This is a genomic window from Glutamicibacter sp. MOO4 (assembly GCF_056934395.1).
Window position 1 is genome coordinate 2,106,253 of sequence record NZ_CM167800.1, and the last position, 15,441, is coordinate 2,121,693.

The following is a 15,441-nucleotide window of genomic DNA, read 5'->3' on the forward strand; positions in this document are numbered from 1 at the left end:
TGCGCCCAAAGAATTGGCCACCATCTCCAGTCGGAGGTGGTGGCCAAATCTTTGCAGGAGTGCCTAACGGCGGATGCCAGCGATGTAGTAATCGGAAGGCACGATGACCTTGCCCAGTGGCATCAAGGAGATGGGGATCATCTTCAGGTTCGCGATGCCCAGAGGAATACCAACGATGGAAACAAACATCGGGATCGCAGTAACGATGTGCCCAATAGCAATCCAGATACCCGCAACGAGTACCCAAATAATATTGCCCAAAGTGGAGAAGGCACCGACCGGACCGCGATCGATGGCAGTGCGGCCGAACGGCCACAACGCATACCCTGCGATCCGGAACGAAGCGATGCCAAAGGGAATGGTTACGATCAGTAAGCAGCAAATAATGCCGGCCAAGACGTAGCCCAGCGCAAGCCAAAGCCCGCCGAACACCAGCCAAATAATGTTGAGAATACCGCGCACTAAATCAGTCATAGGTATATCTTCTTCCCTAGCTGGCCGTTGCACTATGGGTGATCCCCCGGATTTTCCCCTAGGGTGTCCAATCCCCCACTTTCTGGCAAGCAACCGACCCCGTTGCTCCGCTAGGATTAATCATCATGAGCGAATCGAGCGATCAGCAGCGCCCTGCCGAAGGAACTGCCCCCAAGGACCCAAATCTCTTCCGCGCAGAACCAGTGTCGTTTGTGCGTCGTGGCAACCGTTTGCAAGGCCGTCGTGCCAGCGCATGGGAACGCAATGCCGAGCAGTACGTCATTGATCCGCCGCGCAAGATTGCCGACACCTCGGTTGCCGATGATTTTAAGCTAGACCCTGAGCAGGCCTTTGGCCGTAGCGCTCCACTCATCGTGGAGATCGGTACCGGCCTTGGAGAATGCATCGCTAATGCTGCCAAGGATGATCCTGAGCGTAACTACCTCGCAGTTGAGGTTTACCGTCCGGGACTTGCACAACTAATGCTGAAGGTTGAATCCTTCGAGATCAGCAACGTCCGCGCAGTTCAGGCCAACGCTCCGGAAGTTTTGGACGTGATGCTTGATGAGAATAGCGCCGATGAAATCTGGATCTTCTTCTCTGACCCTTGGCACAAGCCTCGCCACCACAAGCGCCGCTTGATCAAGCAGTCCTTCCTGGACAAGGTGTCGCGTGTGCTCAAGCCAGGTGGAACCCTGCGCTTGGCTACCGACTGGTCCAACTACGCGGAGCAAATGCGCGAAGTCTTGGAAGCCCATGCAGACTTTGAGAATCAGCATCCAGGCAACCTCGCGGGTGTTGAGAGCAACCTGACCAAGGTCCGCCGCGACGGCATGGAAGGCTTTGACCCTGAGCCAGAATTCCTTGATGAACAAGGTGGCTGGGCTCCGCGCTTTGAACGTCGCATCCTCACCAGCTTTGAAGGCAAAGCGCTGAAGGCTGGACGTCTCGTTTTCGATTTGGCTTACACCCGCGTCGGTTAATATCAACGACAAGAAGTGTTTGGTGGCCATGGAATCCATAGGATGGATTCCATGGCCACCTTTGCATCCGAAACCAATACGTACGCGCAGACTCCCACGATGGAATACGCCGGGGTACGCCTGGAACAGCTTTCCGTGGATCACGCCGACGACTTAGCCGAGGTGGTCACCGCCGGCGCGCTGGACAAGATTTGGTACACGTCCATTCCGTCAGCCCAACAGATGGTTGACGATATCAAGAATCGTTTGGCGCTACAGGATGCTGGGGTTATGGCGCCCTTTGCCATCATTGACGTCGCAACAGGTAAAGCGGTGGGTGCCACCACTTATCTAAACATTGACCAGCCAAATAGGCGCGTTGAAATCGGTGCAACCTACTTGTCGGTCGCTGCTCAGGGAAGCGGAATTAACCCGGCGGCAAAGTACTTGCTACTGCAGCGTGCCTTTGAAGAATTAGATTGTTACTCTGTAGCATTCTGCACCCACTGGCACAATGCTGCTTCTCGAGCCGCCATAACGCGCCTTGGTGCAAAGCAGGACGGTGTGCTGCGCAATCACAAATATGATCCAACAACTGGGACCTTGCGCGACACCGTGATTTTCTCGATATTGCCGCACGAATGGCCAGCGGTGCGCACCAATCTTCAGGCGCGTCTAGAACGCCACGGGCGACTCTAGCGGCCGATAGCCCGGCGGGTGGTAAACAACGTTACGGTCGGTTCACGACGTTCTGGGCGCATGCCACGAGCCAAGGAAACGACGTCACCCCCGGAAGTACCGGCGGCAAAGATGCGTGTTTGGCCACGGCGCACGGCGCTTAGTTCATTGCGCAGATCATTCACTTCAGTTTGCAGGTAGGCAACCTGATCTTGCAGATCCAGGATTCGCTTGATCCCCTCTAGGGAGACCCCGTCCTTGCTCAGTGTTTGAACTTGGCGCAGCAAGGAAACGTCACGCTGCGAATAGCGACGCTGCTTGCCGGACTGTCGACTGGGCGAGACTAAACCGATGCGGTCGTACTGGCGCAACGTCTGCGGATGCATATCTGCCAGTTGGGCGGCGACGGAAATGACGAATACAGGTCGCAGGTACTCACCGTTCACGTTGGTTCAACCACCTTTCATCCATGGCTTATTTGCTCCTAAGTCTCTAGTCACCGAGTCTATCTTTCCTGCCGTGCCACTTCGAGGGCACGGCAGGAAGGAAAGCGGACTTCCCTGTTTTAGAGCTTGGCCTTAGCGGCCAGGTCCTCTCGGGGATCTGCGTCCTGTGTTGCAGCAGCGAAGTCCTCGACTGCCTTCTTTGCAGCGTCCGACAGGTTCTGCGGAATCACTACATCCAAGATGATCAGCAGGTCACCAGTGGCCTTTGACGTCTTCACGCCGCGGCCCTTCAGCCGCAAGGTACGACCGGAGTTGGATCCTGCTGGTACCTTCATCGCCACGGTGTCGCCATCCAAGGTTGGCACATGGATCTTGGCGCCGAGTACCGCTTCGTCAAAAGTGACCGGCACGTGGACACGGATATTATTTTCTTCGCGCTTGAAGAAAGGGTGTTCCGCAACCTTGACCTTGACTAGCAGGTCACCGTTGCCGGCAGCTCCTGGCTGGCCCTTGCCGCGTACGCGAACGGACTGTCCGTCCTTGATGCCCGCGGGGATGCGCACATCGATGACTTCGCCGTTCTGCTCACGTAGCCCAATGGTCGTTCCCTTGATGGATCCGGAGAAGGAAATCGAGGTGTTCGCGGTGCGGTCCGCTCCCTTTCGTGGTGGTGCGCTTTGTCCGAAGCCACCGCCGCCACCACCAAATCCTCCCCCACCAAAGAGGTCGGAGAAGTCCGGCTGTCCGCCACGGGTTCGTGCCCCGCCTCCGCCACCAAAGAGGTTGGAGAAGATGTCGTCAAAGCCGGCTTGGCCACCACCCGGTGCGCCACCTGCGCCGCCAGCTGAGAAGCGTGCTCCGCCACCCATAGCGCGAATGGCGTCGTACTGCTCACGCTGTTCTTTATCGGCAAGCACCGAGTGCGCTTCGGAAATGTCTTTGAATTTCTGTTCAGCGGTCACGTCGCCCTGATTGGTATCAGGGTGGTACTTGCGTGCAAGTTTGCGGTACGCCTTTTTAATGTCCGCCTCATTGGCGTCCTTGGCGACGCCCAAAATGGCGTAGAAGTCTTTTTCGATCCAGTCCTGACTTGCCATCAGGGCCCCATCCTTTCAATGCCAATTCGAAACTGCCCACTGACGAAGTCTCGGCAGTGGGCAGTTTCAATTGTGTTATTCGTGGCTATTCGCCGGTTGCGACCAATACCTGCGCTGCGCGCAGGACGGTGGTTCCCTTGCGGTAACCGTTACGCAACACCTGACCCACATGGTCGGCTGGAATTTCCGGAACAGCCTGGCGAAGCAGTGCTTCGTGGATGTTCGGGTCGAATTCCACACCGGCCTCGTTGATGCGCTCCAGGCCATGCTGAACCAAAATGGTATCCAGCTTGTTGGCGATCGCCGCGAACGGTCCGTCGGTCAGATCCCCATGCGCCCGGGCTGCATCGATTTCATCGAGTACCGGAAGGATGGTGGTCAGCACCGACTGGACAGCGTTTTCGCGGGCCACGGCACGGTCACGTTCAACACGTCGACGGTAGTTGACGTATTCAGCCTGCAACCGAAGCAGGTCGTTGCGTAGCTCGGCCTCACCGGCGCTAGCAGCTTCCTGCGACTCGGCCGACTCGTCCACGCCAGCACCAGCCTCGTTCAGGATCGCCTCGGCCTGACCCAGGGCGTCAGCGGTTGGCTGCTCGCTTGCGGCCTCTGGCTGGTTCTCCGACTCAGCGTCGAAGTTTTCGTTCTGGTCTTTTGCCTCGGACATATTCCCCAACTCCCTACTTCTTGTCGGCTTCGTCTTCGTCGATTACCTCGGCGTCGACGATGTCTTCATCAGCGTTTGGAGCCTGCTCGCCTGCAGTTGCCTCAGCACCCTCAGCCGAAGCGTTGGCGTAGATAGCCTCGCCCAGCTTGGTCTGCGATGCCTGCAGCTTCTCGAACGCGGCCTTGACCTCGTCGTCGTTATCCTGCTTCTCAAGGGCAGCCTTCAGTGCGTCAACGTCGGCCTGGACCTCGGTCTTGACCTCTTCTGGCAGCTTGTCTTCGTTGTCCTTGATCAGCTTGTCTACCGAGTAGGCAGCCTGCTCAGCAGCGTTACGGGTCTCAGCTGCCTCGCGGCGAGCCTTGTCCTCTTCGGCGTGTGCTTCAGCTTCCTGAACCATGCGCTCGATGTCTTCCTTGGACAGTGAGGAACCACCGGTGATGGTCATCGACTGCTCGGTGCCGGTTCCCTTGTCCTTAGCGGATACGTGCACGATGCCGTTGGCGTCGATGTCGAAGGTGACCTCAACCTGTGGGATACCGCGTGGTGCTGGTGCGATACCGGTCAGCTCGAAGGTGCCCAGAGCCTTGTTGTCACGGGTGAACTCGCGCTCGCCCTGGAAGACCTGGATCGATACCGAAGGCTGGTTGTCTTCAGCGGTGGTAAAGGTTTCCGAACGCTTGGTTGGGATTGCGGTGTTGCGCTCGATCAGCTTGGTCATCACGCCGCCCTTGGTTTCAATACCCAGGGACAGTGGGGTGACGTCGATTAGCAGAACGTCCTTGCGCTCGCCCTTCAGTACGCCTGCCTGCAAAGCTGCACCAACGGCGACAACCTCATCAGGGTTTACGCCCTTGTTAGCTTCCTTGCCGGCCAGGTCCTTGACCAGTTCAGCAACGGCTGGCATACGGGTGGAACCACCAACGAGGATTACGTGGGCGATGTCCGAAACCTTAACGCCTGCTTCAGCGATAACGTCGTTGAATGGCTTACGGGTGCGCTCCAGCAGGTCCTTGGTGAGGTCCTGGAACTTAGCACGCGAAAGGTGCTCGTCCAGGTGCACTGGGCCTTCTGGGGTAACCGAAAGGTACTGCAGGGAGATGTTGGTGCTGGTAGCCGAGGAGAGTTCCTTCTTGGCCTGCTCAGCAGATTCCTTCAGACGCTGCAGGGCAATCTTGTCCTTGGACAAATCTGCACCCTTGGCCTTAGCCTGAGCCAGCAGCCAATCTACGATGCGCTGATCCCAGTCATCGCCACCCAAGCGGTTGTCACCAGCGGTGGAGCGAACCTGAATGGTGGAGAAGCCGTCGTCATCCTTGCCAACCTCAAGCAGGGAAACGTCGAAGGTACCGCCACCCAGGTCGAAGACCAAGATGAGTTCGTCTTCGTTGCCCTTTTCCAGGCCGTAAGCCAGTGCAGCTGCGGTTGGCTCGTTGACGATACGCAGTACGTTCATGCCAGCGATCTCGCCGGCTTCCTTGGTTGCCTGACGCTCAGCGTCGTTGAAGTAGGCAGGAACGGTGATCACTGCGTCGGTGACCTTTTCGCCCAAGTACGACTCAGCGTCGTTCTTCAGCTTCATCAAGGTACGAGCGGAAATTTCCTGCGCGGTGTACTTCTTGTCGTCTACGTCGATGGTCCAGTCGGTACCCATGTGACGCTTGACCGACGCGATGGTGCGGTCGATGTTGTTGACGGCCTGGCGCTTGGCGATGTCGCCAACCAGAACTTCGCCGCTCTTCGAGAAAGCAACGATTGACGGGGTAGTGCGGTTGCCTTCCGCGTTAGCGATAACGGTTGGCTCACCACCTTCGAGTACGGAAACTACGGAGTTGGTGGTTCCTAGGTCAATACCTACAGCACGCGACATAATGGCTCTCCTTTGCCTTGGTTGAAAGTACTAACGCTGAGGACGTTTATCCTCATTGAGCGTTCTGGACTCAAGTTTACTCAGCCGTTTTCGACTGTCAAATCAACTTGAGCCAACCTCACTCAACTTTGCGTTCTGCTCTGTTCAACGGGTGAGGTGAGCGAATAATTCCCCTACCGCAAAAAAATTTCTCTCCCAGCTACGCGGACGCCACTAACTGCCCTAGATGCGATGAATCAAAGACTTCTTCCTGAATCCCAAGTTGTCGTGATGGGCTACAGAATTATCCAGCTGGCTTGGGCAATCACAACGTTATGTGACTTTCATAGGCGCCCAGCACAGTTAGTCCGAGGACCAAATCCACCGCGGGTTGCATTCCCTTACTTCCGCTTCGTGGGATCAATTTCCTACTTTGTCTTTGGCAACGAACAACCCACCCTTGCCGAGGCGAGGGTGGGTTGTTCGCTATGAGCGTGGCCAGCTATGTAGTTATTTGAATTGAGCTTCGCAAGAGCTGAGCAAGCGATCGGCTGATCAAATAACTAACCCAAGACTTTTAGTCGCTTTCAGCTTCCACGAGCACCGCGGCGGTGCGCGCAGGAATCGAAAGTTCGCCACTCTCGCTCTTGAAGGAAGTCGACTTTACTCGCTGATCGCTTCCATCTTCCAGTGCAGAGGCAAGCGAATACTCGCGCCCAACGAGGTCCTTAAGGGTTTGTGTTTTCTCTTCAGGAGAAGCGTTAAAAACGACCAAGGCCCCATCATGCTTGCTGTCCGCATCTGCACCCACGGTATCGTCAATGCGCATCACGATAATTCCCGGATCCGCCTTTGGACCGCTGAGCGGGAAGCTAACCTTCTGCTCAATCAGCTCGGCAGTTCCTAACCTCAAGAGGCCAACTTCATTGCGGGTACGCAAGAGGTCAAGAGCTGCACCTTCAGCTTGGGACATCGCTTTGGCATCTGGCTTGAGCTCAGGATCTTCCAACAGCGGTGCCATCAGATCCCATTTCTCACCGTTATCAGCCTTGGGAGGTAGACCAGAACCGAACGTATTTTCCTGGCCGGAGAAGTCGATTCGGTTAAACCAGTCCCCCGAGTCATAGCTATTTCGGTCTAGAGATTTTGAGCGCAACAGTTCTGTTCCGGCATGCCAGAAAGGAACAGCCTGCGAATACATCACCGCAGCTTGGGACAACGTATTCATTCGCACACGATCCTCCATGGAAGTTTCGAGAGGCAGCTTGAGCACGGTGAGATCGTAGAGTGTCTCGTTGTCGTGCGCATCAACATAGTTGATTACTTCTCCAGGTTGCGAGGCATAACCAGCAGCAGATCCGCGGTAATCCAATTCGTCACCACGGTGCACCTTGCCATCGGCAGCGAGGAATTCGAATCCGGCAAGATTGCCAGCCAAGCCCAAACGCACCAGGTCCGTTTCATGGCTTAGATCTTTGAGCGCTTCTTCGGTACTTCCATTAACCTCGTTCCCGTTAGGGTCTGTGCCCAGTCCGGTACCGAAGCCCTGACGGAAGGTTGATGATGAATCCACCGGACTGCCACCGTGGACCGCGTCGCGCAGCCGGTCGTTAAAGGTACCGATGCCGGTACCGTTGAGTTGACCTTGGGTGGCTTGATAGAACCGGGCGTTGTTGGCTACTTCCCCAAAGTTCCAGCCCTCGCCGTAGAGGTAGATGGACTTTCCATCCACACCATCGCGTGTAGGTGAGAGTTCATCTAATGCACTGCGCGCAGCCTCCATGGTTTCGCGTGAATGATGCCCCATGAGGTCAAAGCGGAAACCGTCAACCTTGTAGTCCTTGGCCCACAGCACCAGTGAATCAACCATGAGCTTCTGTGCGGCCGCATGTTCCGTCGCTAGATTTTCACAACAGGTCGAGGTTTCTACGTTGCCGGCGGCGTCCAGTCGGTGATAGTATCCGGGCACGATTTTGTCGAACACACTCTTCTCTGCCTGACCAGAGGCCGCGGTGTGGTTAAAGACCTGGTCCAACACAACTTCCAGTCCCATGCTGTGCAGGGATCCAACCATGCCACGGAACTCTTCTACACGCTGCGCTCCTTCGGGATTAGTCGCGTAGGATCCCTCCGGTGCCATGAAGTGGAAAGGATCATATCCCCAGTTGAATCCATCTTCGCCTGCATGAGCGGTGACGCATTCTTGCTGTTCACTTGAGGCGGCAGGCAAGGACTGCAACTTGCAGTCAGTTTCAGTTCGCTGCTTTTCATCCTCTTGGATTGTCGCGATATCAAAACTTGGCAGCAGGTGCACAGTGGTCAAACCTGCGTCCGACAGTTCTTGAAGTTGCTTGCTTCCTGCACCGTTGGCACCAAAGGCTCCAAAACGACCCCGAAGATTTTCTGTCACCGATGAGTCGGAGACTGAGAAGTCACGGATTTGAAGCTCGTAGATGCTGCGGTCCACATCTTTCTGAACATCATTTGCTTCGGCTTTGCGCCACTGCTTGGGCTGATGCTTAGGATCTTCCAAGTTCACTGCCACGGACTGAGTGGAGTTCGTCGTTAAGGCAACCGAGTAAGGGTCGGTGACAATATTGGTCTCGATCTTGCCGGTCTCGGGAACAAAGACCCGTACTTCCCACCGGTATTTGGCTTCCGCCATCTGTGGCTTACCGTTGACGGTCCATGCTCCACTAGCTGCGTCGTAGCTGGCTTGATGCCGGGTTGTCTTCTCGTTTTGGTCGGTGATCAACAGCGTCGTTTCATGGGCAGTGGGTGCCCAAAGCCTGAAGGTTGGTCGTTTGCCGGTGAAGCTCACGCCAAGTTCTACTTTTTGAAGTGCCGTCGCATAGAGATCATCAATGGCACCGGAGGTTTGCAGTGCGGTGAATGCGGTGAGCTTCTTGGCTCCGTCTTGAACATCCCAACGCGCCAAGGCCAATTGTGAGCGCAAGACGGCTGCAGTAACTTCCCGCGACATGTTCACGCGCAGTGCGCGGTAGTCGGCTAGGTGTGGGAATTTCTTGCGCTGCGCTTCGGTGAGCCCGCTGATAACTCCTTTGAGTTCAATCGGTTTCGCTCCGGAAATTTCCTCCCCGTCCAACCTCAGCTTGGCATCTTTCGAAGCGTAGAGAGCATAGCTTTCCCCGCTACCTAAGTCTCGCGGGATGGCAATCGTATCGGCAGAGATCCACTGCGCTTTGGATTGCCCAACCCCGGCAATCGTCGCACTAGTGCCATCAACCTGCACTAGATGAGTTGTTGAATCGTAGCTGAAGGTTACCGAGTCGCCCGACTTGACCGAAAGACTGTAGTTTCCGCCTCCAAGGGCTCCGCCCAACCCATAGTTCTCATCCCAACCACCATTGTGTGCCACCTTGAACTCGTAGGTTCCAGTGGGGATCTTGTCGGTGGCGAACTCGTACGTTCCGTCCCCGTCAGCATCAGTCATCGCTGTTGCTGCACAGCTTGCTTCCCATTCGGTACCGCAACCCAGTTCATCTTGAAAACTGCCAACCAAGGTGACTGTGGGTCCGTTAGCCGAAGCGGCCACCAGAGCCAACGGTGAGACCGGCGCCAGCACCAGTACCGGAGTGGCAGTCAAAGCAGTCAGCCAGCGGCGCCATGTGCGCTTTGGGTACTGCGGGGGTGAATGATGTTGGCGCGCAGAGAAAGTAGCGCTAGTGCTGTTCACGAAATGCTCCATTGAATTCGACAGTGCTGATGGCGCGCCACAACAAGTGGCAGGCCAGTGATTCAGACCACACTACTTAGCAGTATTCACAGAGTGCAAGCGTTTTCAACATTTACATCAATAAGGAGGTCAACTGGCAATCTTTATGGAAGTTTTCCATCTTTTTCCATAGAAAACGCTTGCAGTAGAACCTCAAGACGAGGGACATCGCCCATCTTGATTGCCACTTTTTGAGCGCTTAAAACACGAAGCCCTGGACAGCTTTTGCTGTCCAGGGCTTCGTGATGACTATTTAGTTTTAGCGACCGCTAGTGGTCGGGCTCGAAGCGCGACGTGGTCCGCGTGAACGGCCACCGGTCGGTGCTGAAGCGTTGCGACCACCAGCACGCGATCCGCGTGAAGCGTTCGATGGACGCTCTGTGTTTGCACCGCGAGCTGAACGTGCTGGACGATCAGCGTTGCCACCACGTGCTTCGCGTGCTGGACGCTCAGACTGGCTCGATGCGCCGTCACGATCCGAGCGACGACGTTCGCCACCGCGGGACTGACCTTCGCCACCGCGAACATTGCGTCCGCCACCGCGGCCACCACGAGCGTTCGAAGATTCGCCAGCTGGCTTCTTCTTAGCTGGGTTACGGGTCTGCTGTGCTGGAGCAACGTAGGCAACGTGCTCAGCAACTTCGCCAACAACCTTGGCAACAACTGGCGAGTTCAGGTTGACCTTTTCGAAAGGTACCTTCAGGCCAGCCTGCTTCAGCAACGAAGCAACGTCGCCCTGCTGATCAGGGGTGCAAATGGTAACTACGGTTCCATCCGAACCTGCACGGGCGGTACGGCCCGAGCGGTGGGTGTAAGCCTTGTGCTCTGCTGGTGGATCAACGTGAACAACCAGTTCCACACCATCAACGTGGACGCCACGGGCGGCAACGTCGGTAGCTACAAGAACCTTAGCTTCGCCGGAAGCAAAGGCTGCCAGGTTGCGGTCACGGGCATTCTGCGAGAGGTTGCCGTGCAGGTCCACCGCTGGAACGCCAGCCTTGGAGAGTGCAAGAGCCATCTTCTTTGCGTGGTGCTTGGTGCGCATGAACATGATGCGGCGTGCGGTGCCCTGAGCCAGAATACGGATCAGTTCTTTCTTGTCATCGTTGCCGATAACAAAAACGTGGTGCTCCATGGTGTTCACAGCAGCCTGAGGCGCATCCACCGAGTGAATGGTTGGGTTGCTCAGGTAACGCTTGACGACCTTGTCCACGCCGTTGTCCAAAGTAGCAGAGAACAGCATGTGCTGGATGCCGGTTGGCATACGGTCCATGATGCGGCGAACTACAGGCAAGAAGCCCATATCTGCCATGTGGTCAGCTTCGTCCAGTACGGAGATTTCAAGCTGGGAAAGGTCAACGATCTTCTGCTTGATCAGGTCATCAAGACGACCTGGGCAAGCGATGACAATGTCAACGCCCTCATTCATGGCCTTTTCCTGACGGCTCTGAGCCACGCCGCCGTAGATGACGGTGGTGCGCAGGCCGCTAGCCTTCGCCAGGGGATCGACAGTCTTCGCGATCTGGGTTGCCAATTCACGGGTTGGCGCCATGATCAATGCGCGGGGGAAGCGGGCCTTGCGGCGCTGGGGACGCTGTGCCAAGCGAGCGACCAGTGGCAACGAGAAAGCCAAGGTCTTGCCGGAACCGGTCTGTCCGCGGCCAAGAACATCTCCGCCAGCCAATGTGGATGGCAAGGTGGCTTCCTGAATCGGGAAGGGGGTTTCGATTCCGCTCTCGGAAAGGACTTTGGCAAGGTTTCCGGGCACGCCCAGGGCGCTAAAAGTTACGGACATATTCAAGCTTTCTCTCTGATTCGCACGCCACGAGCCGTGGCGCTGGGTCTCGCCGAGCCAGGAGGAAGTCCGCACCGCGCAGGGCCATCGTTCTGGCCTGCAACCACCGGTGAATCCGCACGGAATCATTCCGGGGAATCAGCTGGAGGGGAAATCTAAACTGTCGACGCATGCATCCGGTCAAATCCGGAGGTGCACAAGTATCCACTCTACAGTGCTTGAACCTGATTGGCCTGTGACCATCCCCGCCTTGCCCTTGATATGCCGGAGACTTTCACCACGTTCCCGCTACTTGCTGGCGCCAATTTTGCGTGCCAATTTGGAGGGCCACCAGACCTTTGGCCCAATCTCCTCCACCAGTGCTGGCACTAGCAGGCTGCGGACAATAAAAGTGTCAAGAAGCACGCCGAAGGCAACAATGAACCCCAGTTGTCCCAGGAACATGATGGGTACAACCCCTAGTGCGGCGAAGGTTGCTGCAAGGACAACACCTGCAGATGTGATCACGCCGCCGGTGACCTGCAGCCCGCGGCGCATGCCTTCATAGGTGCCGATCTTCAAGGACTCCTCGCGCACTCTAGTCATGAGGAAAATGTTGTAATCCACGCCCAGCGCTACCAGGAATACAAAGCCGAACAACGGCACCGAAGGATCCGCGCCAACATAGTTGAAGACATTATTGAAGACCAACGCGCTAACACCCATGGCCGTTCCATAGGAGAGCACCGTGGTGATCATCAAGAGCAATGGCGCGAGCACCGAGCGCAAGAGCAGCATCAGAATCACAAAGATCGCGCCCAGAGTCGTGGGGATGATCTTGTAGAGGTCCGCCTGCGCCGTTGCATTGGTATCGAGCTGCGTGGCGGTGGTGCCGCCAACCAGCGCTTGCGAATTGACCTGGTGCACTGCATCGCGCAGCGCAACGATAGTTTGCTTGGCCTCATCGGAGTCGGCGGCATCGGCCAGGGTCACAGAAATGAGGTTCCGCCCCTGGACCTCATACGGCTCAATTCCGCGCTCGGCAAGTGCAGGGCCGCCATTTTCGGCCTGCAGGTACGCTGAGTCAACGCCCGTCACATCAAGAGCCTTGTCCAGGGTTGCCTGGGCATCTGCTTGATCAACAATCACCGTTGCCGGGGAGCCAGTTCCTCCCGGGAAATGCTCGCCCAGCGCTACCTGGCCATCCCGGGCTTCGGAACCGCCAACCACCAGTTCGCTTTGAGGCACTCCGTGGGCCTTGAGCCCGGTGACACCCAGCACTCCCGCGGCCAAGACGACAACAGTGATCATCCAAATCGGCCGTGGATGCCGGGCGACAAATCCAGCGATCCTGCCCCACAGGCCCGCCGGGATCCCCGGGTCTTGGGGAGCGCTTTGAGGCTTGGGAGCAAATGGCCAGTAGGCGGCCCTGCCCAAGAGCCCCAGTACTGCTGGCAAGAAGGTCAGTGCGGCAATAATCGAGAAGATGATGCCCGAAGCGCCGATGGGCCCCAGAGCCTTGTTGGAGTTCAAATCCGAGAAGAGCAGGCATAGCAGGCCCACGGTGACGGTGCCACCCGACGCGACAATCGGCTCCAGCGAGCTCTTGAACGCCGTGGACACTGCCTGCCACTTGTCAGCGCCGGAGACCAAGGCTTCCTTGTGCCGTGCGACAAAGAGCAACGAGTAATCCGTGGCCGCGCCAATCACCAGAATGGAAAGGATGCCTTGGGCCTGGCCATCCAACCGGATCCAGCCTTCCGAGGCCATGAAATAGACGCTCAGAATCGCGGCGCAGAGGGCAACCATCGAGGTCATCAGCACCGTGATGGGCAGCAACAACGAGCGATAGACCAGCAGCAGGATAACCAGCACCGCTGCCAGTGCCACGCCCAGCAGCACACCGTCGATGCCGCCGAAGGCCTCAGCCAAGTCCGCGCTGAACCCTGCCGGTCCCGTCACGTAGGCAGTGGTGCCTTCGGGCTTTTCCGCGGCGATCAGGGAGCGCAGTTCCTCGACGCCTTCTTTGGCTTCGGTCTCGCCGGAGATTGGTACGAGCAGTTCAGCAGCTTGCCCGTCCTTGGAAATAAACGGTCCAACCACATCCCCTTCGAGGTATGTGAAGCCGGCAAGCTTTTCGGCGAGCGCAGTGACGGCAGAAGCCTCGAGTTCCCCCGTGCCGGTTAGGACCACGACGGCGGGGATCGCTTCAGAAGTTTGGAATTTGTTCTGCCATTCAAGGGCCCGGGTGGCTTCTGCGCTGGCCGGAAGGAAAGAGGTCTGGTCATTGGTCTGGACTTCGGAAAGCTTCCCGAAAGTGGGTCCGCCAAGTCCAGCCACGCCGAGCCATAGCAGAATCAAGACAGCGTAGATTCCAGCTCTTATACCTATGCTTTTTCTTTTTCTGGTAGTGGACGAGCCGTTTGCTAGCTGGGTTTGTTGTGGCACTTTCGCGTTTCCTCATTCATAGTCGCGCTCTGCGCATCGATCCTCGATGTGAATCCAACATTACCCTAGATAGTTCCACCATCGAACTATTTTTTCTGGACACGGGCCAAAACGGTTTAGGATTGCGGCTATGACTGCAAGCGACTACCAGCAGCTGGTGGTGCTCCTACAGGAATTCAGCCAGGCAACCGACCGCTATGTTGAATCCACGGGAGCGCAATTCGGCACCCACCGAACGGACATGAACGCCCTGTCCATCATCATGAAGTACCAGCAACGCGGAGCACTGCCGTCCCCCAAGGACCTGAGCCATGAACTGCAATTGAGTTCCCCCGCCACCACTGCGATGCTGGACCGCCTCGCACGCCTGGGCATGATTGAACGGTTGCGCTCCGACCAGGATCGACGAGTCATCCGGATCTCTCCAACCGACAAGGCCCGGCTCAAGGGACGCCAAATGTTCATGCCGCTGGGCATGAAAATGATGGAAGTCATCGGCACCTACAACGACCAAGAACTCCAGATCGTTACCCGCTTCATGAACGATGCCATCGCCGGGGTCGACGCTGCCCGTCAAGAAGCCGTAACGCAAAGTCCCGCGAATCCCTCGAACCCGCCAGCGGGCACTAGCATTAACCGGTGACTCTTTCACTGTGGTTTTCCCTGCTCAGCGCCTGCATCATCATCAGCTTCACTCCCGGTGCTGGCGCCATCAACACCATGAACAATTCGATGCGCCAAGGCTGGCGTGCCTCCATCTGGGGCATCCTCGGACAGCAAATCGCCTTGCTCATCCATGTAGTGATTGTCGCCGCCGGCGTTGGAATCCTGGTAGCCAATAGCCCAGCGCTCTTTGCCATCATCCGATATGCCGGAGCGGCCTACCTGGTGTATCTGGGAATCCGAATGCTGCTGTCCAAACCGGAAGTGGCCTCCGATGGAACCACCTCGGGGCGGCAGCTGACCCGACGCGTGATGCTCAACCGCGGGATCCTGGTCAACTTGCTCAATCCCAAGGCCATCGTGTTCTTCTTGGCTTTCACCCCGCAATTCATCAACGCAGATCAACCGCTGCTGGGTCAATACGCGTTGTACATCGGAACGGTCATCGCCGTGGACATCCTGGTGATGTACTTCTTCTTTGCCGGAACCGCACGCACTTTCCAGCGCTTCACCGCCACCTACCGCGGCGCAAAGATGCTGAACATCCTCTTCGGGGTCCTGTTCATCCTTGTCGCTCTTCTGCTGCTGTTCCTGCACTAGCGGCATCAACCCTGAAACGTTACCGATTTATGCCCGACTTTCGGGCGCGT

The 15,441-nt window shown here is 56.9% G+C and carries 12 protein-coding genes; 4 read left to right on the plus strand and 8 right to left on the minus strand.

Features of this window, described 5'->3' with window-relative positions:
- Positions 1 to 63: 63 nt before the first annotated feature.
- On the minus strand, positions 64 to 474 hold the full coding sequence (locus AC1Z3F_RS09850; protein WP_131088934.1) for a YccF domain-containing protein: 411 nt from the start codon (positions 472 to 474) through the stop codon (positions 64 to 66).
- Between the two features lie 125 nt (positions 475 to 599).
- Between AC1Z3F_RS09850 and trmB the strand changes: the two genes are divergently transcribed.
- The gene (trmB, locus tag AC1Z3F_RS09855) at positions 600 to 1,457 is read left to right on the plus strand and encodes a tRNA (guanosine(46)-N7)-methyltransferase TrmB (RefSeq protein WP_131088935.1); all 858 of its coding nucleotides are present in this window, start codon (positions 600 to 602) and stop codon (positions 1,455 to 1,457) included.
- A gap of 51 nt (positions 1,458 to 1,508) precedes the next feature.
- Positions 1,509 to 2,135 carry a GNAT family N-acetyltransferase gene (locus AC1Z3F_RS09860; RefSeq protein WP_131088936.1) on the plus strand — a complete coding sequence of 209 codons (627 nt, stop codon included), beginning with the start codon at positions 1,509 to 1,511 and terminating at the stop codon, positions 2,133 to 2,135.
- Here the strand turns inward: AC1Z3F_RS09860 and AC1Z3F_RS09865 are convergent.
- From AC1Z3F_RS09865 to AC1Z3F_RS09895, 7 genes are all read right to left on the minus strand, one after another.
- A complete protein-coding gene (locus AC1Z3F_RS09865; RefSeq protein WP_131088937.1) occupies positions 2,132 to 2,560 on the minus strand; it encodes a heat shock protein transcriptional repressor HspR in 429 nt (142 codons plus the stop codon). The genes AC1Z3F_RS09860 and AC1Z3F_RS09865 overlap by 4 nt on opposite strands.
- A 119-nt stretch (positions 2,561 to 2,679) precedes the next feature.
- Positions 2,680 to 3,657: a DnaJ C-terminal domain-containing protein gene (locus AC1Z3F_RS09870; protein ID WP_131088938.1), complete on the minus strand. Its 978-nt coding sequence runs from the start codon at positions 3,655 to 3,657 to the stop codon at positions 2,680 to 2,682.
- Positions 3,658 to 3,742: 85 nt separating this feature from the next.
- Positions 3,743 to 4,324: a nucleotide exchange factor GrpE gene (locus AC1Z3F_RS09875; RefSeq protein ID WP_131088939.1), complete on the minus strand. Its 582-nt coding sequence runs from the start codon at positions 4,322 to 4,324 to the stop codon at positions 3,743 to 3,745.
- A gap of 13 nt (positions 4,325 to 4,337) precedes the next feature.
- Positions 4,338 to 6,191 carry a molecular chaperone DnaK gene (gene dnaK / locus AC1Z3F_RS09880; protein WP_131088940.1) on the minus strand — a complete coding sequence of 618 codons (1,854 nt, stop codon included), beginning with the start codon at positions 6,189 to 6,191 and terminating at the stop codon, positions 4,338 to 4,340.
- Between the two features lie 556 nt (positions 6,192 to 6,747).
- Positions 6,748 to 9,867: a pullulanase-type alpha-1,6-glucosidase gene (pulA, locus tag AC1Z3F_RS09885; RefSeq protein WP_242632476.1), complete on the minus strand. Its 3,120-nt coding sequence runs from the start codon at positions 9,865 to 9,867 to the stop codon at positions 6,748 to 6,750.
- Between the two features lie 298 nt (positions 9,868 to 10,165).
- Entirely contained in the window at positions 10,166 to 11,701 is a 1,536-nt protein-coding gene (locus AC1Z3F_RS09890; protein ID WP_131088942.1) for a DEAD/DEAH box helicase, read from the minus strand.
- A 288-nt stretch (positions 11,702 to 11,989) separates the two neighbouring features.
- Positions 11,990 to 14,041: an MMPL family transporter gene (locus tag AC1Z3F_RS09895; RefSeq protein WP_483565630.1), complete on the minus strand. Its 2,052-nt coding sequence runs from the start codon at positions 14,039 to 14,041 to the stop codon at positions 11,990 to 11,992.
- A 217-nt stretch (positions 14,042 to 14,258) separates the two neighbouring features.
- Here AC1Z3F_RS09895 and AC1Z3F_RS09900 point away from each other — a divergent pair, with 217 nt between their 5' ends.
- A complete protein-coding gene (locus tag AC1Z3F_RS09900) occupies positions 14,259 to 14,771 on the plus strand; it encodes a MarR family winged helix-turn-helix transcriptional regulator (protein WP_022874311.1) in 513 nt (170 codons plus the stop codon).
- A complete protein-coding gene (locus tag AC1Z3F_RS09905; RefSeq protein WP_022874312.1) occupies positions 14,768 to 15,391 on the plus strand; it encodes a LysE family transporter in 624 nt (207 codons plus the stop codon). The genes AC1Z3F_RS09900 and AC1Z3F_RS09905 overlap by 4 nt, the downstream gene beginning before the upstream one ends.
- Positions 15,392 to 15,441 lie beyond the last annotated feature (50 nt).

Coding starts and splice junctions, on each gene's coding strand:
- dnaK (WP_131088940.1), bottom strand. CDS start 6,191: ATGTCGCGTGCTGTAGGTATTGACCTAGGAACCACCAACTCCGTAGTT.
- AC1Z3F_RS09860 (WP_131088936.1), top strand. CDS start 1,509: ATGGCCACCTTTGCATCCGAAACCAATACGTACGCGCAGACTCCCACG.
- AC1Z3F_RS09890 (WP_131088942.1), bottom strand. CDS start 11,701: ATGTCCGTAACTTTTAGCGCCCTGGGCGTGCCCGGAAACCTTGCCAAA.
- AC1Z3F_RS09870 (WP_131088938.1), bottom strand. CDS start 3,657: ATGGCAAGTCAGGACTGGATCGAAAAAGACTTCTACGCCATTTTGGGC.
- AC1Z3F_RS09875 (WP_131088939.1), bottom strand. CDS start 4,324: ATGTCCGAGGCAAAAGACCAGAACGAAAACTTCGACGCTGAGTCGGAG.
- AC1Z3F_RS09900 (WP_022874311.1), top strand. CDS start 14,259: ATGACTGCAAGCGACTACCAGCAGCTGGTGGTGCTCCTACAGGAATTC.
- AC1Z3F_RS09850 (WP_131088934.1), bottom strand. CDS start 474: ATGACTGATTTAGTGCGCGGTATTCTCAACATTATTTGGCTGGTGTTC.
- trmB (WP_131088935.1), top strand. CDS start 600: ATGAGCGAATCGAGCGATCAGCAGCGCCCTGCCGAAGGAACTGCCCCC.